Raw genomic sequence first — 22,444 nt, 5'->3', positions numbered from 1 at the left:
CGCTGCTCAGCCCGACAGGGCCTGGAGGGTTTCACCAGAATGTTCGTGGTATTCCGCTGTTCCGTTGTCAGCGGAATAGTTCTTTTAACCGAACAATCCCTGAGGCGAGACAGGCACTGCGGAGTGCGGCGCCAGAACGTCATCGGCCAGAACATCACAGTGATTTGCGCGCTGCACGAACCCACACTCTGACTCTCGAGACGAGATTGTTGTGAACGGATTTGTGAACGAAACGCTTCGAAACGACCGAGATCAGGTTGATCAAGACGCGACAGCCGAAACTCTTGACTTGTGCCTGAACTGCGGCTTTGAGATGCGGCGGCTGCAGAGCAACGCTGAGCCAGTAGCTCATAACCCAAAGGTCTCAGGCATGGGCCAGCACTGTTACGTCACGTAACACGATCAGCCATATCCGCAGGACAGCGACCACCCGCGTAACAACGCTGAAGAACAATCACTGCACTTCAGGCGATATTTTTGCGGCAAAGCACTGGGGTTCGATTCCCCTTAGCTCCACCAAATTCGATCAGGTCAGGGCCGAGGCCTGCCGCCAGGCGCGATTGCTCAGCAGACGCAGCCCGTTCAGTGCGACGATGATCGTCGAACCCTCATGGCCTGCCACGCCGAGCGGCAGCGGAAGATGGCCGAACACATCCCACAACACGAGCGTCGCGATGAAGGTCGCCGCGATGGCGAGATTGGCGATCACGACGCGACGCGCCCGACACGCCAACGCCACGACAGCGGGGACCGTCGCGAGCTCGTCGCGGACCGTAACGACGTCGGCCGTTTCCAAGGTGAGGTCTGCGCCGTTGCGTCCCATCGCGATCGAGCCGTGCGCGGCCGCCATGGCGGGTGCATCGTTGATCCCGTCGCCAACGAACAGGACGCGCTCGTCGTCGGCCTGCAACCGCCGCACGGCGGCGACTTTGTCATCGGGTAACAGGTCGGCGTGCACATCGGTGATGCCGACGCTGGCGGCCAAGTGTCCTGCTGCGCGGCGCGAATCGCCGGTCAACAGGAGCGGCGGCTTCGAGGTGAGCCTGGTGATGTCCCGCACAACTTCGTCGGCATCGGGCCGCACGGTGTCGTCGAGGCCGAGCACTCCGATCGCCGTGCCATCGACGGTGACCACGACGACGGTGGTTCCTCGGCTCTCCAGATGATCGACGACTGGGCTGGTGACCGAAAGTGATTGCGCGCTCAGCACTTCGACCGTCTGGCCCGAGAGACGCGCGCGCACACCGCGACCGGGTAGCGCCCGGAAGTCGGTGGTGCCGGCCGGTACGAGACCGCGGATCCGGGCGGCTTCGACGATCGCGCGACCGAGCGGGTGCTCGCTGAACTGCTCTGCGCCTGCCGCGATTCGCAGCACGTCGTCCTCGGCGTAGTGGCTGTCGAGCGTTGTGACATTGGTGAGTTGCGGTGTGCCCGTTGTCAATGTGCCCGTCTTGTCGATCGCGACCCGGGTCACGTCGGCGAGGTGTTCCATCGCGATCGCCGATTTGACGAGTACACCGTTTCTTCCGGCGGTGGCGATGGCCGATAACAGCGGCGGCATGGTCGCCAACACCACGGCGCACGGCGACGCGACGATCATGAATGTCATCGCCCGGAGCAGCGTGGACGCGAGATCGGCACCGAGCAGCAGAGGGATCGCGAACAGCGCGAGGGTCGCGACGACGACTCCGATGGAATAGCGCTGTTCGATCCTTTCGATGAACAGCTGCGTTTTGGCCTTCGTGGCCGACGCCTCGGCGACGAGGGCAACGATGCGAGCGACCACGGTGTCGGACGGATCCTTGGTGACCCGGATGCGCAGTGCGCCTGACCCATTGAGCGTTCCCGCGAAAACCTCGTCATTGACCGACTTGCTCACCGGCAGCGATTCGCCCGTGATCGATGACTGGTCGACGTCGGACGCACCGAGGACGACGACACCGTCGGCCGGGAGTCGCTCACCGGGCCGCACACTGACGATGTCACCGACGCCAAGGTCCTCGGCGTTGACGGCTTCTTCGAACCCGTCGGAGTCGATGCGAACGGCACGATCGGGTGCCAGGTCAAGCAGTCCCTTGACCGAGTCCTGCGTGCGCTTTGTCGCGGCGTCCTCCAACGCTCCCGATATGGCGAAGATGACGATCAGCAGTGCACCGTCGAAGATCTGGCCGATACTCGCCGCGCCGATTGCTGCGACCACCATGAGCAGGTCCACATCGAGCGTACGGCCCCGTAACGCTTGCACGCCTTCCCGCGCCGGTAACCAGCCGCCGGTGAGGTAGCAGGCCAGATACATGGCCCAAAACAGCCACGCCGGACCGCCTGCCAACTGCGTTGCCAACCCCGCCAGAAACAACCCGAGGGCGGCCACCGCCCACCGCACCGAACTCACCGACCACAGACTGGCCAACCCGACCGGAGTGGGGCGGGTGGCCGATAAGCGTTCGGCCGACGCGGTCGCGTTGGTCATCGACGCATCCTCCGGAGCACAAACCATGACCACATCAAAACATGTAGAACTCTACATGTATGCCATCGGCCGGACGGCCGTGCTTCAATTGACAGCATGGGGCACGGAGTCGACGGCAGGGTGACGCCACCGGCCACGCTCGACCCCGCCTCGGCGGGCAAGATCGCCGAGACGTTGCAAGCCCTCGCTTCGCCCAATCGCTTGATGATCCTCACCCGGCTACGCCAGTCGCCCTGTTCAGTGGGGGAGTTATCGACCGCGGTGGGAATGGAGCAGCCGGCGGTGTCCCACCAGCTCCGGCTCCTACGCGCACTGGGGCTGGTCGCGGGTGACCGCAAGGGCCGCAGTGTTGTCTACCGGCTCTACGACAATCACGTCGCTCAGCTCCTCGACGAGGCCGTCTATCACATCGAGCATCTACGCCTCGGGGCGACGGAAACCACGGCCTAGAGGCGAAATCGATAGCGATATCGCCTGAATCGTCGTTTACATTCCCGCGAGGCGGGGCACAGATCGCGGCAGTGGGCGGCGATCGGTGAGGGTTGCATCGGTGTCGCCCGCGAGGCGGTCGGCGGGGTCAACCTCTTTGTTTGAGCAGACAGCTCTGCCTCGCTGCGCCGTCGCCCGCGCGTTCGGCTACTTGCTCGCGGTCGTCGCGAGCCCGCCGTCGACGGGAATGATCGCGCCGGTGAGGAACGCGCCCGCCCGGCTGGCGAGAAAGACCGCGATGCCGGCCATGTCGTCGTCGCGCCCGATCCGGCGCAGCGGCGCCGACGCCGCGATCTGGTCGCCGAACGCGTCGAGGGTCGCGGCCATCATTTTCGACGGGAATGCCCCTGGTGCAACGGCATTGACGGTGATGTGCTGCGGCCCCAGCTCGCGGGCGAGCACACGGGTGAGGTGATGCACCGCTGCCTTGCTGCTGCTGTAGGAGTACGTCGGCAACTCGGGGACCCGGATGCCGTCGACGCTGCCGAGGTTGATGACTCGGGCGGGATCATCTGCGGTGCCGGCGGCGCGAAGTGCGGGCAGCAGCGCCTGAACGAGCCAGAACGGCGACTTGACGTTGACGTTGAGGATCTTGTCCCACGCGGAATCGGGGAAACTCTCTAGCGGCTCACCCCATGTGGCCCCCGCGTTGTTGACGAGGATGTGCAGCGGCTCGCCGCCGCCGGTCACCTCCTCGGCCAGCCGGATGCACTCGTCGTGTCGTGAGAGGTCGGCGGGAATGGCCCGCACATCGCCGAACCGGGACAGTTCGGCCTGCGCGCGTTCGCAGGCGTCGGCCTTTCGCGAGCTGATCACCACGCTGGCGCCGGCCTGCAGCAGCCCGCGGCTCATCATCACCCCGATGCCGCTCGTGCCACCGGTCACGATGGCGCGCTTGCCGGTGAGGTCGAAAAGCTCTGTGTGCGTGCTGAACTGACCGTCGCTCATCGGCAAGTGCCTCCATCGTCGCCGTGGCGGCACGCAAGGCCGCCCCGCTAGAGACTAGAAGATGAGCCCGGATGCCTTGCTGGTGGCCGCGGCGAACCGGTTCTGGACGTCCTCCCAATTGACCACGTTCCAGAATGCCTTGACGTAATCGGCTTTCACGTTCTTGTACTGCAGGTAGTACGCGTGCTCCCACATATCGACCTGCAGCAGGGGGATGATGCCCAGCGGGACGTTGGCCTGCTGGTCATAGAGCTGGAAGGTGAGCAGCCGCTGCCCGAGGCTGTCATAACCGAGTACGCCCCAGCCCGAGCCCTGCAGGCCGTTGGCGGCAGCGGCGAACTGCGCCTGGAATTTGTCGAACGACCCGAACTGGTCGTCGATCGCGGCGGCCAGCTCTCCGGTCGGCTTGTCGCCGCCGTTCGGTGAGAGGTTCTTCCACCAGATCGTGTGGTTGACGTGCCCACCGAGGTGGAACGCGAGGTTCTTCTCGTTGAGGAAGATTGCGGCATGGTCGCCGTTAGCGCGGGCCTCTTCGAGTTTGGCGATCGCGTCGTTGACGCCCTTCACGTAGGTGGCGTGGTGCTTGCTGTGATGAATCTCGTTGATCTGGCCCGAGATGTGCGGCTCCAGGGCGCCGTAGTCGTAGTCAAGGTCAGGCAGTGTGTACTCGGCCATGAACTTCCTTTCTGAAGGGGGTCGACGCTGTGTACCCGTGCTGGGCCGGATTTCACAGATGGCTTCGGCGTCGCGCAGAAGGGCCTCCGCGAAGCCTATGCGCGAGCCCAATATCTGTCTAGGTGTTCAGATGTTGTGCTAATTTGAGGTTGCGGGCGGCCGCGGAGTACATCGATGCAGCACATCATGTAGCGACTTGTCTTCCGACGGGTGGCGGCGCGACGCGGCCGACCCGCGCCAACCTCCACGATTTGCTGATCGACCGATTCGGTGATTGCCGTGCGGGCGGTGCGGGCAATGGGCCACCCGCTGCGCTCCTTGCTCGTGGCGACAAGCAGCCCGTAGCCTCGTGAGGTGGCCGGCCTGACCGGCGTTCGCGCCGACGAACTCACTGCCCTGGAAGTTTTCGGTGGCTATCGGGCCGAGGATCTCGTTCCGCTCGCGGCCCAGCTGACGCCTCTGAACGCCGCCTCCGGACAGGTGCTCATGCACCAGGGCGAACTCGCGCTGTCCTTCCTGTTGATCGGCTCCGGCGCGGCCGAGGTCACGCATACCGGAGACGACGGGCACGACACCGTCGCGAGGTTGACGCCGGGCATGATCGTCGGCGAGATCGCATTGCTGCGGGACACGACCCGCACCGCGACGGTGATCGCCACCGCACCGGTGCGCGGTTGGGTCGGGGGGCGCGAGGCGTTCGCGACCATGCTCGAGATCCCAGGCATGCTCGACCGGCTGCTGAGTACCGCCCGACAGCGCCTCGCCGCGTACGTCAACCCCGTTCCGGTCCGGATGCGTGACGGGACGGAGTTGTTCTTGCGGCCGGTGCTGCCGGGCGACAGCGAACGGTCGTCCAAGGGTCCCGCCGAATTCTCCAGCGAGACGCTGTACCGGCGTTTCCAATCGATGCTCGTTCCGAGCAGGTCGCTGATGCGGTACCTCTTCGAGGTCGACTATGAACACCACTTCGTCTGGGTGATGACCGACGGTCCGGAGGGGCCGGTGGTCGCCGATGCGCGTCTCGTTCGCGACGAGGCCGATCCTGCCGTCGCCGAGGTCGCGTTCATCGTCGCCGACGCCTACCAGAACAAGGGCATCGGGTCATTCCTGATGGGGGCGCTCGCAATCGCAGCGAAATACCTTGGTGTCCAACGCTTCACCGCACGTGTGCTCACCGACAACTATCCGATGCGCACCATCCTCACCCGTCACGGCGCGCACTGGGAGCGAGAGGACCCCGGGGTGGTCACCACGACCATCGACGTGCCGCGCCCGACCAATCCGCCGTTCTCGGCTGAACTGACCAAGCAGATCCGCGATATGGCCACGCAGGTCGTGCGGGCGGTCGGCTGATGCGGGTTCCGCTGTCCAAGGACACCAGGCTGTGCATCTCGCTGGCGGGCCGGCCGAGCAACATCGGTACCCGGTTCCACAACTACCTCTACGATCTGCTGGGCCTCGACTTCATCTACAAGGCCTTCACCACAACGGATATCGCGGCGGCGATCGGAGGCGTGCGGGCACTGGGCATCCGCGGCTGTTCGGTGTCGATGCCGTTCAAACACGATGTGCTGGCGCTGGTCGACGAGATCGAGCAGTCGGCCCGCTCCATTGGCGCCGTCAACACGATCGTCAACGACGACGGTCGGCTCACCGCATCGAACACCGATTACCTTGCCGTGCAGGCTCTCATCGCCGCACACGGATTGCAGCCGTCGCAGTCCGTACTCGTGTACGGCAGCGGTGGGATGGCCGGTGCGGTCGCGGCCGCGTTCTGTGACGCCGGATTCGACCGCGGCACCATTGCGGCCCGCAATGCCGAGACTGGACGTTCGCTGGCCGACAGGCTCGGCTACGAGTACCGCTCCGAGGTCGGTGCGCGCACCGCGGACGTACTGGTCAACGTCACGCCCGTAGGGATGGCGGGTGGTCCCGAGGCCAACGGAATCGCCTTCGGCGAAGAGGCTGTCGCCAACGCGCACACCGTGTTCGATGTGGTGGCGGTGCCGTCCGAGACACCGCTCATCAAGGCCGCGCGCGAAGCGGGCGTCGGCGTGATCACCGGCGCTGAGGTGATCGCGCTGCAGGCCGCCGAGCAGTTCGAGCGTTACACCGGGGTTCGGCCGACGGACGAACAGGTCATGGCCGCGTCCGCGGTCTCGCGCGCTTGAGTCAGGGCGTGATCTTGGTCTGTTCGTCGATGACGGACGTCGCGTCCATCAGGGCCATCATCTGATCCTCGCGACCGTCGGCGTTGAGTTGCAGGACATAGAGCCCGTCCTGCCCGGGGATGACGACCGTCTTCTGTGCGATCGCCCGTAGGACACCGTCTTTGGTGTACGTGCCGCCGATCTGCACCGCTTCGAAATCGGAGAGCGTGGACGGTGAACCCTCCTGTGCGCCATCATATCCGGGGAGGTTCTTGATCTCACCGGGAGCGAATTCGAGGATCTTCGCGGGGTCGACGTTGCCGGTCAGCTTCGACACCAGCGCGATGATGGTCGGAGGGTCCTCGGCCATGGCGGGGTCATCGGAAACTATCGCGCCCCAGGCCCATTCGGGTGTGCGCGGCCCGGCATCGCTCCAGCCGGGTGGGAACGGCAGGTCGATGGTGGGCGAACCGGGATCGCCGCGCTTGACCGGGGTCTCCGTGATGTCGTTCTCGCGGATGTAGTCGACGATCGTGTAATTGGCGCCTTGCGCTTGAGGCGACGTGGTTGGTGCGGGCGAGGCGCTGGTTTCCGATGTGGTGGTTGGTTCTGAGGTCGTTGTATCCGACGTCGCCTCACCCTCGGTGTCCGAGCTGCAGCCGGCAAGGCCGAGCCCGAGTGCCACGGCCGCGACCGCGACGATGCCGGCCCTCATAGACGTGCCCATTTGCTCCTCCATCGGTGTGGTCTGCGCCGTAGCCTACGGCCGCCCTCCGGCGTTTGCAGTCGAAAACGCGCGTAACAGCGGTTACGCAGTTGTTCCCGTACGGAACAATATTTTGCTACGGGGCTTCATCGTGGTTAGCTGGGACGAGGTTTTTGCGGGGCAGCGGCCAGGGGTGAGAGGGAGACGCGATGCGGGGGCAGAGTGCTCGACTGACGACGACGTTGCGTTCGCTGGGGGCGATGATCCTGGCGGTGTTCGCGGCGATCGCGGTGGCGGTGGCATGGACGACCGCAACCGCGGTCCAGCTGGCGGCGAGCGCGTTGATCATGGGCGGGACCGAACACCCGTTGACCACCCCGCCGGATACCCCCGAATACATCAGCCAGTACTTGAGCAACGCCGTCATGGGATTCATCAACCCTGCTGCGGGAGAGCCCACCGATGCCGACGGCGGCCCCATCGACGACATCGACAACAACGTCTATGCGGTCGTCTATCCGGCCGCGTTCTTCCCGGTGTTCGGCAACAGGACCTTCGATGACTCTGTCGGGGAAGGCGTAGAGAGCCTGGAAGGGTGTGTTCGCGGGAATTCGGCCTGCGTCTACAACGACGACGCCAGTTACGACGTGGAGAACCCGCTGGGGCCCGAGCCCGCCGCCCCGTCCGCCTATGAGGACTACGTCATCTTCGGCTACTCGCAGAGCGCCGTGGTGGCTTCGCTGGTGAAGCGGGAACTGATTGCTGATCCTCGAGAGCCGGAGAATCCCGGGGACCCCGCTCCCGAAACGTCGTTCTTCCTGCTGGCCAATCCGATGCGTCCCAACGGCGGCATCCTGGCGCGTGGCCCCGAAGGCCTCACGATCCCGATCATCGGCATCACGTTCTACGGCGCGACCCCGACGAACTCATGCGAGGGCGGTGGGGAGTGCATGCCGACCGTCGACGCCGCGGCACAGTACGACCTTCTCGGCGGCGACGCACCTGCCAGCCTCACCAACGTGTTGGCCATCGCCAACTCGCTCGCCAGTTACTACTACCTGCACGGCGATCTGCAGAACGAGAACTTCGACGACGCCGTCTACCAAGGCTCGTACGGCGACACCGACTACTACCTCTATCCGGCCGAACGGCTGCCGATCCTGATGCCGTTCGAAGCATTCGTGCCCTCGCCGATCCTGACGGCCCTGGATGCACCGCTGCGGGTGCTGATCGAGGGGGCCTATGCCCGCGACGTGAACCCGGGTGTCGCGACGAAGGTGGGCCTGCTTCCGTTCCGGAACCCGATCCGCACCGCGATCAACTTGGTGCAGTCGATCCCGACCGGCCTCGATGATGGGATCGAGGAGATCACCGGCGACCGCCCGCTGGGAACCGAGGAGACCACCAGCCCCTTCGGTGTCGGTGGACCCGAATTGCCCGATCCACCAGAAGACACCGCTGCGAGGACGATGTCGTGGGCGCGCTCAGGAAACGCCGACCTGGACGAGGGGAACGTCGTCGAAAACCTGCCGCCCACGAGTGAGCTCGAGCCCTCCGGAGGTCAGGTCGAGCAGGATCCATTGGGACAGCAGCCTATTCAGGTCATCGCCAACCCGACACCGCCCCGCAGCGAGGCAACCACGAAGCAACCCGAGGAAGTGGTGGTCGAGGAGCGCATCGACGCTACGGGCGCCGAGAAGGCCGGGAACGGTGCCCTCACCGGCAAGGCGCCGAGGGTCGGCCTCAAACCCGCGCTGCCCAAGCTGAATCTCCCGAAGTTGCCGAAGCTGCGCGGACCCATCGGTTTCGACTCTCCGGTGCGGCTGGGGCCGTCACCCGCGAACCGGCCGGATCGGACCGGAACGGAAGCAAACCAGACGGATGCGGAGCCCGACGACCCGCCTGCCGGCGGTGACACGGGCGGCGACTCCGACGCCGAAGGTGCCGCCGGCTGACGGGATCAGCGCGAGCAGTTGAGCGAGACGGTGATCGACCTGCTCACCACGACCGTGATGAACTCCCGGTCCTCACCCTTGCCGACCGCGAACGTCTGGGTGACCTCCTGCGGGTTGCGCACGCTGGTGACGATGCACTCGTTGATCGGGCCGCTGCCGACCCGGTCGATGACGACGTCGTAGCCCTGGTCCTCGAGCTCGGCGATCGTCCGCGGCGCGTCGCCCGGTTGCACCGGTTGTGCGGCGGCGACCCCCGCGGGCACCACAATGGCGCCCGCCACCGCTGCTGTTGCTGCCACACTCCGAAGAGCACGCATGACAGCCTCCATTCATGAGGGTCGATGTCACTACCTGTTGATCGCCGACGGGCCGTCGATCGTTGCATCGTCGCGGCCGCTGCCACGGCCCTGACGATCTGCGTCGGGGCATGCGGAAACGATTCCGGCTCGTCGCCGGCCGGCGAGTCGTCATCCCAGAATCCCCCGCAGGTCAACCCGGCCAGAATCGATCGGGCGCGCACCGTCCTGCCCGCCGGATACGAGGTGACCGACCTCGTCGCCCCCCTCGGCCCGGTCACCGCGTGGGGATACGGTCCGCAGTGGACCGCCGAGCCCGCGAGGTGTGCGACCCTGGCCGACGCCGCCGCGGGTGCGACTCGCACCGACGGCTGGTCCGCGTCGGGGCCCGGCGGCATCGTGTACGCCGTGGTCGCGGCCGCGCCGGGGGATCTCGACCCGACGGTGATCGACGAGTGCGGGCGCTGGACCATGTCGGGCGGACGCACCACGGGAACCGTCACGCTCGAACCCGCCCCGCCCATCGATGCGGCGTCGACCATCGCGATGGCGACGGCGAGCAGAACCGTCGTCGAAGGTGGCACCGAAACGGTGTCGCACGCCGAAACCGTCACGGTCTACCTGGGTGACCATGTCGCCTTCGTCGCCGTCGTCACCGACCCCGGTTCGCCCAATCCCCAACTCGGTTCGGATTTCACCGCCCATCTGATGACCGAAACGGTGTCCGCGCTACGGGGCTGAGCCGTCGTGGGCCGGTACATTGTGCGGCGATGTCGAACAGGGCCTTGGTCGCGGTGGTGTGCGCCGCTGCGCTGACCGCGTGCGCGACCGGACAACCGGACGACGATCTGTCGGCTGCCGACATCGGGCGAGTCAAGGATGTGCGGGCGAGCTTCGGACCCGACTTCAAGGTGACCGACGTCGGCCCGACCGGTATCGACCCGAGACTGCTGGCGCGCCAGGAACTGCCCAAGGGCGTGAAGTTCGAGCCACCCGACTGTGCGTCGTTCGCCAATCAGCAGATGGTTCCGGCGGGCGCCAAGGGCAACATGGCCGCGACGACGGCCGAGGGCGAGGGCAACCGGTTCATCACGATCGCCGTCGAAACGTCGGAAAGCACGTCGGTCAACGCGCCGGCCGACAACTGCCGCAGGGTCGGGTTCGCGGGCGGTGCGATGCGCGGGCTGGTCGAGGTCGTCGAGGCACCGCAGATCGAGGGTGCGCAGACGCTCGGAACTCACCGCGTGGTCCAGACGACGGTGGACGGTAAGCCCCGCACCGGCGAGCTTTACAACTATCTCGCCAGCTTCGGCCCTTTCCTGGTGATCGTCACCGCGAACCCGCTGGTGCTGCCCGACAAGCCGGTGGCGAAGGTCGACACGCAACGCGCTCGCGACCTGCTGGTCGCGGCGGTGAACGCAGTCAGGGCTTAGCGCACGTCGTGCGGACGGAACTGGATGCTGATCCGAACGCCCACCGGATGCGCCGTCTTGGGGATGGCGTGCTCCCACGTGCGCTGACACGACCCGCCCATCACGAGTAGGTCGCCGTGCGCGTGCTGCAGGCGTAGCGACTTGCCGCCACCGCGAGGCCGCAGCGCGAACGTCCTGGTCGCGCCGAGCCCGATGATCGCGACCATGGTGTCTTCGGTGCTGCTGCGCCCGACGGTGTCCCCGTGCCAGGCGACGCTGTCGTTGCCGTCGCGGTACAGGCACAGCCCCGCCGTGGTGAACGGTTCGCCGAGTTCACCCGCGTAGGCGTCGTTGAGGCGACGGCGGAGCTGCTTGAGGCGCGGATGCGGCGGCGGGTCGTCGACCAGGTTGTGGAAGCTGACCAGGCGGGGGACGTCGACGACCCGGTCGTACATCGGTCGGCGCTCCGCACGCCACGGGACGACCTCGGACAGCTCTGCGAACAGTGAGTCGGCATCGTCCAGCCACCCGGAGCGAAAGTCGATCCAGGCCCCGTTGCCGAGGTGGCGGCGTTCGGCGTGCTCGAACAGCGAGCTCTGCAGCGCCAGCTCCATGTCCGCGATCCTATCGCACAGACGTTCGATGTGTCAGAGCCGTGCTGCGCCGGGTCCGTGTTCGGCGAGCACGTCTCCGGGATTGGTCAGTGCGCATGTCTTCAGGCTCAGGCAGCCGCAGCCGATGCAGCCGGTCAGGTTGTCGCGCAGGCGTTGCAGGTGCAGGATGCGGTCGTCGAGGTCTTGGCGCCAGCCCGCCGACAGTCTGGCCCAGTCCTTACTCGTCGGCACCCTGTCGGTGGGCAGGGTGGTCAGCGCTTCTCGTATGCGGGACAAGGGGATTCCGAGCCGCTGTGACATCCGGATGAACGCGACGCGGCGCAACGTCTCGCGCGCATAGCGCCGCTGGTTGCCCGAGGTGCGTCTGCTGTGGATCAGGCCTTCGCGTTCGTAGAAGTGCAGCGCCGAAACAGCGACACCGCTGCGAGCCGACATCTCGCCGGGAGTCAGCTCGGAAATCAACTCCATAACATCAACCATAGTTGAGGTGCCGTCGCGGGTTACGGTGCTAGATGTGACGCTGGGCTGCGACTCCGAGGTGGGTCGGCTGACTGCGGCCATCCTGCATCGGCCCGGGGCCGAGTTGCAGCGCTTGACGCCGCGCAACAACGATGCGCTGTTGTTCGACGGGCTGCCCTGGGTGGCCAGGGCGCAGGCCGAACACGACGCGTTCGCCGCGCTGTTGGTCGACCGGGGCGTCGAGGTGATGCTGCTCGCCGATCTGTTGACCGAGGCGCTGTCGCACAGCGGCGCGGCGCGGATGCACGGCATCGCGGCTGCTGTCGATCCGAGGCGGCTGGGTCTGCCACTGGCGCAGGAACTTTCGGCGTATCTTCGCTCGCTGGAGCCCGCACCGCTGGCCCACGTGCTGATGGCGGGCATGACGTTCAACGAGTTGCCGCTCTCGGGTGCGGAGCTGTCGCTGGTGCGCCGGATGCATCACGGGGGCGACTTCGTCATCGATCCGCTTCCGAATCTGTTGTTCACTCGCGACTCGTCGTTCTGGATCGGCCCGAGGGTGGCGATCACGTCGCTGGCGCTGCCGGCGAGGGTGCGCGAGACCTCGCTGACCGACGTGATTTACGCGCATCACCCGCGGTTCCTCGGGGTGCGGCGGGCCTACGAATCGCGGTCGGCACCCGTCGAGGGAGGAGACGTGGTGCTGCTTGCACCGGGTGTCGTGGCGGTGGGGGTGGGGGAGAGGACCACACCGGCGGGTGCAGAAGCGTTGGCGCGCAGCTTGTTCGACGACGACCTGGCCCATACCGTGCTCGCCGTGCCGATCGCGCAGTCGCGAGCGCAGATGCACCTCGACACGGTGTGCACGATGGTCGACGTCGACGCGGTGGTGATGTACCCGCCGGTCGTGGATTCGTTGTCGGCGTTCGTGATTCATCGTGACGGGAACGGCGGAGTGCGCATCGACGACGAGGTGCCGTTCGTCGACGCCGCCGCGACGGCGATGGGTATCGACCGGTTGCGGGTCATCGCCACGGGGTTGGATCCGGTGACGGCCGAGCGTGAACAGTGGGACGACGGCAACAACACGCTGGCGCTCGCCCCAGGTGTGGTGGTCGCCTACGAGCGCAACGTCGAAACCAATGCGCGGTTGGCGGACGCGGGTATCGAGGTGTTGCCGATCCAGGCGTCCGAGCTGGGCACCGGCCGCGGCGGACCACGGTGTATGTCATGCCCGGCCGGCCGCGACCCCCTGTAGCGCCGCGGTCGCGCCGGGGACGCTCGGGCCGGGTACTTCGCGAGACGTACACCAGGGTCGCTGAATGCGCGCGATCACGACCCTGGTGTACTTTTCGCGAGCGGAAACCACCCGCGACGCTCGGCGGCCTCCCGCAGTCTGTGCAGAATGAGCCCGCGGCTGTGCTCCTTGACCACGTGAATGTCCAACCAACCGAGACACTCCACGAGCGCGTTGCGGTCAATGTCGTGAACGAATCGGCGCCGCTCCGTCTGATGCTGTTCACCGTCGTAATCCAAAGCGATCATCGGTTCGTCCCAACCCATGTCGAGGATCGCCTCAGAGACGCCGTCGCTGACGCGGATCTGTGTACGCGGCCGGGGATACCCTGCGTCGACGACAAGAAGCCGCAACCACGTCTCTTTGGGTGACTGAGCACCGCCGTCCATCAGATCCAGTGCGATGCGGGCACGCTTCATCCCTCGCCAGCCGCGATACCGCTCGAGAAGCGGTGCTACGTCGTCAACGGTCAGGCCGGTCGCCGCTGCCAGTGCATCGAGATGCCTGACCGCCACGTCGCGACTGAGGTGTCGAGCCAGATCCAGCGCCGTGCGTGCTGGCGTCGTCACCGCAAGGTCGCCGATCGCACAGACCTCGTCCCAGTCGATCCGTTCATTTCGGATGACCACTCCACGCCGTGGACGCTCACGGGGGCCGATCATGTCGATCGGTGTGTCGGGGTTTACCCATTGGGCTCCGTGCAGTGAAGCCGCAGCACGCCCGGCCACGATGCCGCGACGATCTGTCCACAGCCAGGCAGCATGTGCGGCCAGTTCAACCGACGGTGACGCACCGCGGGGCACGTAGACGCGTGGCTTGACGCGCTTGTAACGCGAGCGCAACTGGCCTCGGGTCAGACCCCTGCCGAGTAGTTCGCCGCCGACGAATGCTTCTTCCATGCGACGGATGCTGGCCGGAAGCGCCGACAATTCTGCCCCCGATTCGCGAGACGTACACCAGGGCTGTGGATAACTCGCTCACACGACCCTGGTGTACGTCTCGCGAAAGAACAGCAGCGGCTAGCGTCAGCAACGGCTAACGCCAGGACGGCAGCCAGATCTGCATGTTCCAGGTGTTCTGCGATATCGGGATGCCGGTCAGGATCGGATACATCCACGCGAAGTTCGTCAACACCAGTGCGACATAACAACTCACCGCGATCAGCCCGAGCGTTCGGCGTTCGGCGTTCTGGTTCGGCTTGTGCAGGATGTCGCCAAGGATCAACGCGATCATCATCACCAGGAACGGCGCCATCGTCGCCGCGTAGAAGAAGTACATCTGGCGGTCGATGTCGGCGAACCACGGCAAAAAGCCCGCGCTGTAGCCCACCAGCGCGACGGCATATCGCCAGTCGCGCTTGACGAATGCCCGCCACACCGCCCACCCCAGTACCGGCACCGCCAGGAACCACATCGCGGGCGTGCCGACCAGCATCACGGCCTTCACACATGACTGCGCCCCGCATCCGGGCACATCCTGGTTGTCGATCGCGTAGAGCACCGGACGCAAGGACATCGGCCACGTCCACGGTTTCGATTCCCACGGGTGATGGTTCCCGTCGGCGTTGGTCAACCCGGAGTGAAACCGGTACGCGGCATACGTGTAATGCCACAGCGAGCGCAACGCATCGGGAATCGGCAACACGCTGTCCGGGCCGATCGACTGCCCGACCTCATGCCGGTTGATGGCCGTCTCCGAGGCGAACCACGGCGTGTACGACGCGAGGTACACACCGAACGGGATGAGCACCAGAGCGTACAGCGACGGCCCCAGGTCGCGGCGGAACGCGCCGAGCCACGGCCGCGGAACCCGGTACTGGCGGCGCGCCAGGATGTCGAAGACCATGGTCATGACGCCGAAGAACGCGATGAAGTACACGCCCGACCACTTTGTGGCGCAGGCCAATCCGAGCAATACGCCCGCGCCGAACCGCCACCACCGGACCCCGAGCCTGGGTCCCCACACCGTCTCGCCGATGCGGCCCTCGAGCAGCGCGATATGCATGCGCTCGCGCACCTGGTCGCGGTCGACGATAAGGCACCCGAACGCGGCCACCACGAACGTCACCAGGAATCCGTCGAGCAGCGCGGTCCGCGAAGCGACGAAGCTGACCCCGTCGGCGATCACCAACAGTCCCGCGATACCACCGACCAACGTCGACCGGCTGATGCGTCGGGTGATCCGCGCGACCAGGATCACGACGATCACCCCGCACACGGCGCCGGAGAACCGCCAACCCAGCCCGTTGTAGCCGAACAGCGCCTCGCCGATCGCGATCAACTGTTTGCCCACCGGCGGGTGCACCACCAGGCCGTAGCCCGGGTTGTCTTCGACGCCGTGGTTGTGCAGCATCTGCCAGGCCTGCGGCGCGTAATGCTTCTCGTCGAAGACTGGGGTGCCGGCGTCGGTCGGGGATCCGAGATTGAGGAACCGTGTCACCGCCGCCAGCGCGGCGATGACGGCGGTCATCACCCAGCCCTGCAGCCGGTCGACCGGGCCGAAGTCCGCGGCAGGCAGCTGCGGCGCTGGGCTGATGACCGGGACCGCGCGCGGCGCTTTGGTGGCGGGGGCGGTCACGAGTGCGATCGTAGGCTGTCGGCATGAGCCCCGGACGACTGCTCATCGGCGCCACGCCGCTGGGCCAGCCCTCCGACGCCTCTGCGCGGCTGGTCAGCGCGCTGCGCAGCGCCGACGTCATCGCCGCCGAGGACACCCGCCGGGTCCGCACGCTGGCCCAGGCCCTCGAGGTGAGGCTGACGGCGAAGGTGGTCAGCCTGTACGACCAGAACGAGGCCTCGCGTATCGCGGGCCTGCTCGACGGGATCCGGTCGGGTGCGACGGTGCTGCTGGTCAGCGACGCCGGTATGCCGTTGATCAGCGATCCTGGCTATCGCCTGGTGACGGCGTGCATCGACGCCGGGCTCCCGCTCGCCTGCCTGCCGGGCCCCTCGGCGGTGACGACGGCTCTTGCGGTCTCGGGGCTACCGGCCGAGCGGTTCTGCTTCGAGGGATTCGCGCCCCGCAAGCAGGCCGCGCGCAAGACGTGGTTGACGACGTTGGCGACCGAGCAGCGGACCTGTGTGTTCTTCGAATCGCCGCGCCGGCTGGCGGGCACGCTCAGAGACGCGGTCGACGTGCTGGGCTCCGACCGCCGCGCGGTGGTGTGCCGGGAGCTGACCAAGACGCACGAGGAGATCGTTCGGGGCCGGCTCGACGAGCTCGCCGACTGGGCCGCAGACGGGGTGCTCGGGGAGATCACCGTCGTGCTGGCCGGCGCGGTCCCGAAAGCGGACCTCGAAACGCTGGTGGCCGCGGTCCACAAACTCGTCGACGACGGCGCACGGGTCAAGGACGCCTGCGCCGACGTAATTGCGGCGAACCCGGGCTCGCCGTCACGACGTGAGCTCTACGATGCGGTTCTGCGTTCCCGGCAGTGACCCGATGATCGGTGCCGCCTTGTGCAGGCACTCCTCCCATTCGCGATCCGGGTCGGAGTCGGCGGTGATACCGCCACCGACGCCCAAGATCGCATTCCCGTAAGCGTCGAATTCCACCGTCCGGATCGCCACGTTGAGTTCGCACCCCGCCACCGGAGACGCCAACCCGACTGTTCCGCAGTAGATTCCGCGCCTGACCGGTTCCCAGTCTTCGAGCAGCCGGCGTGCCCGCGCCTTCGGCGTTCCCGTCACCGACGCCGGTGGGAACGTCGCGTCGAGCACCGTTGACATCGGCACATCGACGGGCACCCGCGCGGATACCGTCGACACCAGATGCCATACCCCGGGCGCCGGTTGCACCACCAGTAATTCGGGCACGGAGACGGTGCCGACATCGGCGACGCGGCCCAGGTCGTTGCGCACGAGGTCGACGATCATGATGTTCTCGGCGACATCCTTGACCGAGCAGCGCAGCGCTTCCGGATCGGCCGAACGCGGCAGCGTGCCCTTGATCGGGCTTGACGCGATGTGGTCACCGCGCCTGCGCAGGAACAGTTCCGGCGACAACGACGCCACCGCCCCCCAGCCTCCCGCGAGGTAGGCCGCACGCGCGGGCGACGTGCGTTGCACGGCGTCGGCGAAGAAATCCAGGGACGACCCCTCGAGCCGGCCGCGGAACTGCGTGCACACACATGCCTGGTAGACCTCCCCTGCGGCGATCGCCTCCAGGCAGTCCAGCATCCCCCGGCGGTGGGCATCGCGATCGGCCTCACCCCACTCGACGTGCGACAGCCGCGGGGCGACCGGCACTCGCAGCGCATCGGCCACCCAATCGGGAAGCGTTGCATCGGACAGGCTTTCGAACCACCATCGCCCGTCGCCGTCCTGGCGTAACACGCAGTCCGACCAGCCGCCGGCAGCCTCGGGAATCCGCGGACCGAGACCGTCGGCCGCCGCATCCGGATACGACAGATAGCCGAACCAGCCGCCCCCGACCGCCTCCCCATCGCCCGCAACGCAGGGGACCTCGAAGGCGCGCGACGTGTCGACCGGCGCGACGTCCACAGAGGGCGCGATGACTGCGCCCGAGCCGAACCACTCGCCGATCAGCGCCGCAGGTGGCGCCAGCCCGCGATCGGCGGCGGCATATCCGACGGCGCGCAGAACCGCTGGGGCGCTGCCGAGGTCGCCGAGCAGGTCGATGCGCACCGACTCAGCTTGTCAGATGCTGCGCGTGACTTCCCGCGGGATCTCCACCCCGGCCAACTTGTCCGGGTTGCGCATCACGTAGAAGTGCGAGATCCGGCCCTCGGTGATCTCGAGGCTGACGAGCCCCTCGAAGTGGTCGCCCAGGTAGAGCTTGAGCGCGGGCGCGTTGTTGTACATCGCCGGTTCCACCCGGCCGGCCTCGCCCGCGACCCGCACCAGCCCGATGAGGACCCTGGCGACCTTGTCGGCGCCGACCACCGGCCGCCGCGCCGCGCTGACCTTGCCTGCGGAGTCGGCTGTCCATTCGACGTCGTCGGTCAACATCTCCAGCAGCGCATCGACGTCGCCGGTGGACGCGGCCGCGAAGAACCGCTCGGTGATCTCCATCGACACCTTGGGATCGACCGGCTCGAACCGCTTTCGCCGCGACTGCACGTGCTCGCGGGCCCGGTGCGCCATTTGACGTACGGCGGCCGCCGACTTGCCGACCGCCTCGGCGATCTCGTCGTGACCGAAACCGAACACCTCGCGCAGCACGAACACCGCGCGCTCGTCCGGGCTCAGGGTCTCCAGCACCACGAGCATCGCCATCGAAACCGACTCGGCCAGAACGACATCCGATGCCGGATCGTGTGCATCGAGCAACAGCGGTTCGGGAAGCCACGGGCCGACGTACTCCTCGCGCCTCCGCAACTGTGCCCGCAGCGCGTTGAGTGACTGACGGGTGACGAGCTGGGCGAGGTAGGCCTTGGTGTCGCGCACCGCGGCAAGGTCCACCTCGGCCCAGCGCAGGTAGCTCTCCTGCAGCACGTCGTCGGCTTCGGTTGCGCTGCCGATGATCTCGTAGGCGATCGTGAACAGCAGCGGACGCAGCACCGTGAACCGTTCGGCGTGTTCGTCACCCGTGCCGCTCATCGGATCGGTACCGTCTGGGTCGCGACAACCTGCTGCTCCCGGCGCGGGTTCGTCTTCCAGGTGTAGGAGCCAGGCTTGTCGGCCTCGCCGCGAATCCACTTCAGCGTCAAACGGCACACCTGCTCCTTGACCAGAGCACCCGTGCGGCCACCGATGTACCAGCGACGCGGGGTGTCGTCGACGTCGGCGAACTGGAACGTGCCTGCCTTGCGGCCCAGGCTGATGCACTGCCCGGCCATCGCGTGGTTCACCGCGGCCGGGTCATCGCCGGCAAGCCGCGCCAGCACGGTGTTCGCGGCCTGCGCGCCGAGCGGCAGGGCCGCCTGGCAACTCATGCGCCACGGCAGGTCCGACGGTGACGCCGCATCCCCCGCACCCACGATGCGCACGTTGTCGACGCTGGTCAGCGTCTCGTCGGTGAGGAGCCGTCCGAGCGCGTCGGTGGCCAGGCCGCTGGCAGCGGCCAGACCCGGCACGCCGAAGCCGGCGGTCCACACCGTCACGGCGGCCGGCACCTCACGGCCGTCGGCCAGCACCACCCGGTCGGCTCGGACTTCGCCGACCGCGCTGCCCTCGACGATGACGACCCCCAGCTTGGCCAACCGCTTGGTCACCGATCGGCGGCCGCCGGCCGCCAGGGAGGGCGCGAGCACGTCGGTCACCAACGTGACCTGACGGCCGGTCTCGGCCAGCTCGGTAGCGGTCTCGATACCGGTCAACCCGCCGCCGACCACGACCACCGGCGCCGAAAGCGGAACGTCGGCCATCCGGGCGGTCAGTCGCTGCGCCTGCTCCAATTCACTGAGCGGGTAAGCGAACTCGGCGGCCCCCGGTACCACTGCCGGAATCGTGCCGGTGCTGCCGACGGCGTACACCAGGTAGTCGTAAGACAGCGACGCACCGGACGTCAGCGTGACGGTGCGTGCCTCCGCGTCGATCCGCGAAGCCCCGTCGACCACCAGCCGGACGGCCCCCGACAGCACCGCCGAGTAGTCGGCGACGGCGTCGTCGTTGCCGACGACCAACTGGTGCAAGCGGATTCGCTCGACGAACTCGGCGCGCGGATTCACCAGTGTCACGCGGGCGTGCGGGGCCAGCCGGTTCGCGGCCATCACCCCCGCGTAGCCGCCACCGATCACCACGATGTTGTTGGTCATTTCGGTCATGTCGATCTCCTCGGTCATCCGGCCTGCCGTGGGCCGCCGGGGGTGGCGGTTGGGCTCAGAGCCGGTCTGACCTCGAGACACCGGACATCTCCGCAGTGTGACACCTCGGCCCGGAATGTGGCAGAGGTCACTGGCGGCTGATGCTGCGGGGGATCGTGATGCCGGCCAGCTTGTCCGGGTTGCGCATCGCGTACAGGTTCGTGATCTTGTCCTCGATCACCTCGAACATGAACAGTCCCTCGAGGTGGTCGCCGGTGTAGACGACGACCGCGGGCGCACTGTTGTAGACGGCCGTCTCGAAGCGCATCGCCGGCGTCTGTCTGGCCACCTCGAACAGCCGTGCCATGAGCGCGGCCACCCTACGTGCACCGACCACCGGCCTGCGGATGGCGGCGGCCTTCCCGCCGTGGTCCGCGGTCCAGGTGACGCCGGGGGACAGCAACGACATCAGGCCCTCCATGTCGCCGGTGGACGCGGCGGCCAGGAACTGTTCGGTGATCTGCTCGGTGCGCCGTTCGTCCACCGGGCCGAAGCGGTTGCGCCGCGCGTGGACGTGTTCACGGGCGCGGTGCGCCATCTGGCGCACGGTCGACGCGGATCTGCCCACCGCGCCCGCGATCTCGTCGTAGTCGAAACCGAACACCTCGCGCAGCACGAACACGGCGCGCTCGTCGGGGGTCAGCGTCTCGAGCAGGACCAGCATCGCCATCGACACCGATTCGGCCAGCACGACATCGGAGGCCGCATCGCGTGACTCGAGCAGCAGCGGTTCCGGTAGCCACGGACCGATGTAGTCTTCGCGCCGACGGGACCTGGCGCGCAGCGCGTTGAGCGCCTCGCGGGTCACCAACTGCGCCAGATACGACTTCGTGTCGCGCACCGTGCTCAGCTCGACCTCGGCCCAGCGGAGATAGCTGTCCTGCAGCACATCGTCGGATTCGGTTGCGCTGCCCAGGATCTCGTAAGCGATCGTGAACAGCAGCGGCCGCAGGACGGTGAACCGCTCGGCATGCTCGCCCGGTGTGGTGGTCACGGCTTGCTGACCACCTTCGGTCCGGGAACCGGCTGCGCGGGGCGCGGACCGCCCTTGAGCCAGAACGTCCAGGCGGGCTTGCGGGCCGAGCGCCGCATCGCCCACAGGGTGCCCCTGCAGACCGCCTCTTTGAACGTGGCGACCGCCCGCCCGGCGAGATAGACGTTCACCGGGGTGTCGTCCTTGCGCGTGACTTGCAGCGTCGCGGTGCGCCGCCCAAGGCTGATGCAGGACCCGGCGTACGCGTACTCGAACGCGGCGGGCGTGGTGCCCTCGATGCGGCTCAGCACGGTGTTCGCCGCCTGCGGAGCGAGTTGCGTTGCCGTGGCACAGCACATCCGCAGTGGTTGATCCGACGGGGCCGCACAGTCACCGGCCGCGACGATACGCTCGTCGTCCACGCTCGTCAGCGTCTCGTCGGTGATGAGGCGTCCTATCGCGTCGGTGCGCAGTCCGCTCGCTGTCGCCAGCTCCGGCACACCGAACCCGGCGGTCCAGACGGTGACCGCGCTCGGCCGCACCGCTCCGTCGGCGAAGACCACCGCGTCGGCGCGTACCTCGGTGACCACGTCGGCCTCCATGACCGTCACGCCCAGCTTGGCCAGCGCCTTGGCGGTGGAGCGCCGGCCGGGATCGGACAGCGACGGGCCCAGGCGCCCGCCGCAGACCAGCGTCACGTTGCGGCCCTGCTCGGCCAGCTCCGAGGCGGTCTCGATGCCCGTCAGCCCTGCGCCCACGACGGTGACGGGAGCCGCCGGATGCAACGCTTCCAGTGCGGTGCGCAGCCGCTGCGCCTGCTCGAATTCGGCTATCGGATAGGCGAATTCGGCCGCGCCGGGGATGGTTTGCGGCACCGTTCCGGTACTGCCGACGGCGTAGATCACGTAGTCGTAGTCGAGCTCGCGCCCGGACGCCAGGCGCACGGTGCGCGCGGCGGTGTCGATGCGCATCGCGGTGTCGACGACGAGCCGGATACCTTCGCCGAGCAGCGTGCCGTAGTCGACTCCGGCGTCGTAACCGGCGGCGACCAGTTGGTGGAGCCGGATCCGCTCGATGAACTTCGGTCTGGGGTTGACCACCGTGACGTCGACGTCGTCGCGCAGCCGCAGGTGGTTGGCCGCCAGAATTCCGGAGTAACCGCCGCCGATGACGACGACCCGGGTAGTGGGGACTGTGTCTGTGAGTGCGGTGAAATCAGTCATGCCCTCTAGAC

The 22,444-nt window shown here is 67.1% G+C and carries 22 protein-coding genes; 8 read left to right on the top strand and 14 right to left on the bottom strand.

What is annotated here, in order from left to right:
* Positions 1-526: 526 nt before the first annotated feature.
* A complete protein-coding gene (locus tag AU072_RS01505; protein WP_064412087.1) occupies positions 527-2,470 on the bottom strand; it encodes a heavy metal translocating P-type ATPase in 1,944 nt (647 codons plus the stop codon).
* Positions 2,471-2,566: 96 nt separating this feature from the next.
* On the opposite strand from AU072_RS01505, the gene AU072_RS01500 reads away from it, so the two are divergent.
* Positions 2,567-2,920: an ArsR/SmtB family transcription factor gene (locus AU072_RS01500; RefSeq protein WP_064412086.1), complete on the top strand. Its 354-nt coding sequence runs from the start codon at positions 2,567-2,569 to the stop codon at positions 2,918-2,920.
* Positions 2,921-3,106: 186 nt separating this feature from the next.
* On the opposite strand, the gene AU072_RS01495 is transcribed toward AU072_RS01500, so the two are convergent.
* On the bottom strand, positions 3,107-3,907 hold the full coding sequence (locus tag AU072_RS01495) for an SDR family oxidoreductase (protein WP_064412085.1): 801 nt from the start codon (positions 3,905-3,907) through the stop codon (positions 3,107-3,109).
* A 54-nt stretch (positions 3,908-3,961) separates the two neighbouring features.
* Positions 3,962-4,582 carry a superoxide dismutase gene (locus tag AU072_RS01490; RefSeq protein ID WP_064412084.1) on the bottom strand — a complete coding sequence of 207 codons (621 nt, stop codon included), beginning with the start codon at positions 4,580-4,582 and terminating at the stop codon, positions 3,962-3,964.
* A 354-nt stretch (positions 4,583-4,936) separates the two neighbouring features.
* Between AU072_RS01490 and AU072_RS01485 the strand changes: the two genes are divergently transcribed.
* Together AU072_RS01485 and AU072_RS01480 are read left to right on the top strand one after the other, a co-directional pair.
* Positions 4,937-5,935, top strand: a complete 999-nt coding sequence (locus AU072_RS01485) for an acetyltransferase Pat (protein ID WP_064412083.1) — start codon at positions 4,937-4,939, stop codon at positions 5,933-5,935.
* A complete protein-coding gene (locus AU072_RS01480; protein WP_174523774.1) occupies positions 5,935-6,753 on the top strand; it encodes a shikimate 5-dehydrogenase in 819 nt (272 codons plus the stop codon). Before AU072_RS01485 ends, AU072_RS01480 begins: the two co-directional genes overlap by 1 nt.
* A gap of 1 nt (position 6,754) precedes the next feature.
* Here AU072_RS01480 and AU072_RS01475 read toward each other — a convergent pair whose 3' ends face one another.
* A complete protein-coding gene (locus tag AU072_RS01475; RefSeq protein ID WP_064412081.1) occupies positions 6,755-7,459 on the bottom strand; it encodes an envelope biogenesis lipoprotein LpqN in 705 nt (234 codons plus the stop codon).
* Between the two features lie 188 nt (positions 7,460-7,647).
* Here AU072_RS01475 and AU072_RS01470 point away from each other — a divergent pair, with 188 nt between their 5' ends.
* Positions 7,648-9,393: a PE-PPE domain-containing protein gene (locus AU072_RS01470; RefSeq protein ID WP_082680890.1), complete on the top strand. Its 1,746-nt coding sequence runs from the start codon at positions 7,648-7,650 to the stop codon at positions 9,391-9,393.
* 5 nt (positions 9,394-9,398) lie between these two features.
* On the opposite strand, the gene AU072_RS01465 is transcribed toward AU072_RS01470, so the two are convergent.
* Entirely contained in the window at positions 9,399-9,710 is a 312-nt protein-coding gene (locus tag AU072_RS01465) for a hypothetical protein (RefSeq protein ID WP_064412319.1), read from the bottom strand.
* Positions 9,711-9,734: 24 nt separating this feature from the next.
* Between AU072_RS01465 and AU072_RS27845 the strand changes: the two genes are divergently transcribed.
* Together AU072_RS27845 and AU072_RS01455 are read left to right on the top strand one after the other, a co-directional pair.
* A complete protein-coding gene (locus tag AU072_RS27845; protein ID WP_165595582.1) occupies positions 9,735-10,430 on the top strand; it encodes a DUF5642 family protein in 696 nt (231 codons plus the stop codon).
* Positions 10,431-10,459: 29 nt separating this feature from the next.
* Complete coding sequence (locus AU072_RS01455; RefSeq protein WP_064412079.1) at positions 10,460-11,122, top strand: DUF5642 family protein; 663 nt, start codon at positions 10,460-10,462, stop codon at positions 11,120-11,122.
* Here AU072_RS01455 and AU072_RS01450 read toward each other — a convergent pair.
* Positions 11,119-11,715 (bottom strand): alpha-ketoglutarate-dependent dioxygenase AlkB, encoded by a 597-nt coding sequence (locus AU072_RS01450; protein WP_064412078.1) that lies wholly within the window; start codon positions 11,713-11,715, stop codon positions 11,119-11,121. The genes AU072_RS01455 and AU072_RS01450 overlap by 4 nt on opposite strands.
* Positions 11,716-11,748: 33 nt before the next feature.
* Positions 11,749-12,183, bottom strand: coding sequence for a redox-sensitive transcriptional activator SoxR (soxR, locus tag AU072_RS01445; protein WP_064412077.1), 435 nt, complete (start codon positions 12,181-12,183; stop codon positions 11,749-11,751).
* A gap of 46 nt (positions 12,184-12,229) precedes the next feature.
* Between soxR and arcA the strand changes: the two genes are divergently transcribed.
* Positions 12,230-13,432, top strand: coding sequence for an arginine deiminase (gene arcA / locus AU072_RS01440; protein ID WP_064412076.1), 1,203 nt, complete (start codon positions 12,230-12,232; stop codon positions 13,430-13,432).
* A 74-nt stretch (positions 13,433-13,506) separates the two neighbouring features.
* Here arcA and AU072_RS01435 read toward each other — a convergent pair whose 3' ends face one another.
* Positions 13,507-14,370, bottom strand: coding sequence for a type IV toxin-antitoxin system AbiEi family antitoxin (locus tag AU072_RS01435; protein WP_064412075.1), 864 nt, complete (start codon positions 14,368-14,370; stop codon positions 13,507-13,509).
* 136 nt (positions 14,371-14,506) lie between these two features.
* Positions 14,507-16,048: a dolichyl-phosphate-mannose--protein mannosyltransferase gene (locus tag AU072_RS01430; RefSeq protein ID WP_064412074.1), complete on the bottom strand. Its 1,542-nt coding sequence runs from the start codon at positions 16,046-16,048 to the stop codon at positions 14,507-14,509.
* 23 nt (positions 16,049-16,071) lie between these two features.
* On the opposite strand from AU072_RS01430, the gene rsmI reads away from it, so the two are divergent.
* Complete coding sequence (rsmI, locus tag AU072_RS01425) at positions 16,072-16,908, top strand: 16S rRNA (cytidine(1402)-2'-O)-methyltransferase (protein WP_064412073.1); 837 nt, start codon at positions 16,072-16,074, stop codon at positions 16,906-16,908.
* On the opposite strand, the gene AU072_RS01420 is transcribed toward rsmI, so the two are convergent.
* The 5 genes from AU072_RS01420 to AU072_RS01400 form a co-directional block, all read right to left on the bottom strand.
* Positions 16,864-18,117: an aminodeoxychorismate synthase component I gene (locus tag AU072_RS01420; RefSeq protein ID WP_064412072.1), complete on the bottom strand. Its 1,254-nt coding sequence runs from the start codon at positions 18,115-18,117 to the stop codon at positions 16,864-16,866. The two genes, rsmI and AU072_RS01420, sit on opposite strands and share 45 nt — an antisense overlap.
* Positions 18,118-18,129: 12 nt before the next feature.
* On the bottom strand, positions 18,130-19,032 hold the full coding sequence (locus AU072_RS01415; protein ID WP_064412071.1) for an RNA polymerase sigma-70 factor: 903 nt from the start codon (positions 19,030-19,032) through the stop codon (positions 18,130-18,132).
* Positions 19,029-20,198 (bottom strand): NAD(P)/FAD-dependent oxidoreductase, encoded by a 1,170-nt coding sequence (locus AU072_RS01410; RefSeq protein ID WP_064412317.1) that lies wholly within the window; start codon positions 20,196-20,198, stop codon positions 19,029-19,031. The genes AU072_RS01415 and AU072_RS01410 overlap by 4 nt, the downstream gene beginning before the upstream one ends.
* 127 nt (positions 20,199-20,325) lie before the next feature.
* Entirely contained in the window at positions 20,326-21,231 is a 906-nt protein-coding gene (gene sigJ / locus AU072_RS01405; protein ID WP_064412070.1) for an RNA polymerase sigma factor SigJ, read from the bottom strand.
* Positions 21,228-22,433, bottom strand: coding sequence for an NAD(P)/FAD-dependent oxidoreductase (locus AU072_RS01400; protein ID WP_064412069.1), 1,206 nt, complete (start codon positions 22,431-22,433; stop codon positions 21,228-21,230). The genes sigJ and AU072_RS01400 overlap by 4 nt, the downstream gene beginning before the upstream one ends.
* Positions 22,434-22,444: the final 11 nt, after the last annotated feature.

Origin of the sequence: Mycolicibacterium novocastrense (assembly GCF_001499835.1) — a bacterium.
GTDB classification, from domain to species: Bacteria; Actinomycetota; Actinomycetes; order Mycobacteriales; family Mycobacteriaceae; genus Mycobacterium; species Mycobacterium novocastrense.
This window is presented reverse-complemented; position numbering and strand designations above follow the sequence as displayed.

Bases quoted from the DNA above. Each gene is read 5' to 3' on its own strand.
- AU072_RS01505 (WP_064412087.1), bottom strand. From the start codon at position 2,470: ATGACCAACGCGACCGCGTCGGCCGAACGCTTATCGGCCACCCGCCCC.
- AU072_RS01500 (WP_064412086.1), top strand. From the start codon at position 2,567: ATGGGGCACGGAGTCGACGGCAGGGTGACGCCACCGGCCACGCTCGAC.
- AU072_RS01495 (WP_064412085.1), bottom strand. From the start codon at position 3,907: ATGAGCGACGGTCAGTTCAGCACGCACACAGAGCTTTTCGACCTCACC.
- AU072_RS01490 (WP_064412084.1), bottom strand. From the start codon at position 4,582: ATGGCCGAGTACACACTGCCTGACCTTGACTACGACTACGGCGCCCTG.
- AU072_RS01480 (WP_174523774.1), top strand. From the start codon at position 5,935: ATGCGGGTTCCGCTGTCCAAGGACACCAGGCTGTGCATCTCGCTGGCG.
- AU072_RS01475 (WP_064412081.1), bottom strand. From the start codon at position 7,459: ATGGGCACGTCTATGAGGGCCGGCATCGTCGCGGTCGCGGCCGTGGCA.
- AU072_RS01470 (WP_082680890.1), top strand. From the start codon at position 7,648: ATGCGGGGGCAGAGTGCTCGACTGACGACGACGTTGCGTTCGCTGGGG.
- AU072_RS01465 (WP_064412319.1), bottom strand. From the start codon at position 9,710: ATGCGTGCTCTTCGGAGTGTGGCAGCAACAGCAGCGGTGGCGGGCGCC.
- AU072_RS27845 (WP_165595582.1), top strand. From the start codon at position 9,735: ATGTCACTACCTGTTGATCGCCGACGGGCCGTCGATCGTTGCATCGTC.
- AU072_RS01455 (WP_064412079.1), top strand. From the start codon at position 10,460: ATGTCGAACAGGGCCTTGGTCGCGGTGGTGTGCGCCGCTGCGCTGACC.
- AU072_RS01450 (WP_064412078.1), bottom strand. From the start codon at position 11,715: ATGGAGCTGGCGCTGCAGAGCTCGCTGTTCGAGCACGCCGAACGCCGC.
- soxR (WP_064412077.1), bottom strand. From the start codon at position 12,183: ATGGAGTTGATTTCCGAGCTGACTCCCGGCGAGATGTCGGCTCGCAGC.
- AU072_RS01435 (WP_064412075.1), bottom strand. From the start codon at position 14,370: ATGGAAGAAGCATTCGTCGGCGGCGAACTACTCGGCAGGGGTCTGACC.
- rsmI (WP_064412073.1), top strand. From the start codon at position 16,072: ATGAGCCCCGGACGACTGCTCATCGGCGCCACGCCGCTGGGCCAGCCC.
- AU072_RS01415 (WP_064412071.1), bottom strand. From the start codon at position 19,032: ATGAGCGGCACGGGTGACGAACACGCCGAACGGTTCACGGTGCTGCGT.
- AU072_RS01410 (WP_064412317.1), bottom strand. From the start codon at position 20,198: ATGACCGAAATGACCAACAACATCGTGGTGATCGGTGGCGGCTACGCG.
- AU072_RS01400 (WP_064412069.1), bottom strand. From the start codon at position 22,433: ATGACTGATTTCACCGCACTCACAGACACAGTCCCCACTACCCGGGTC.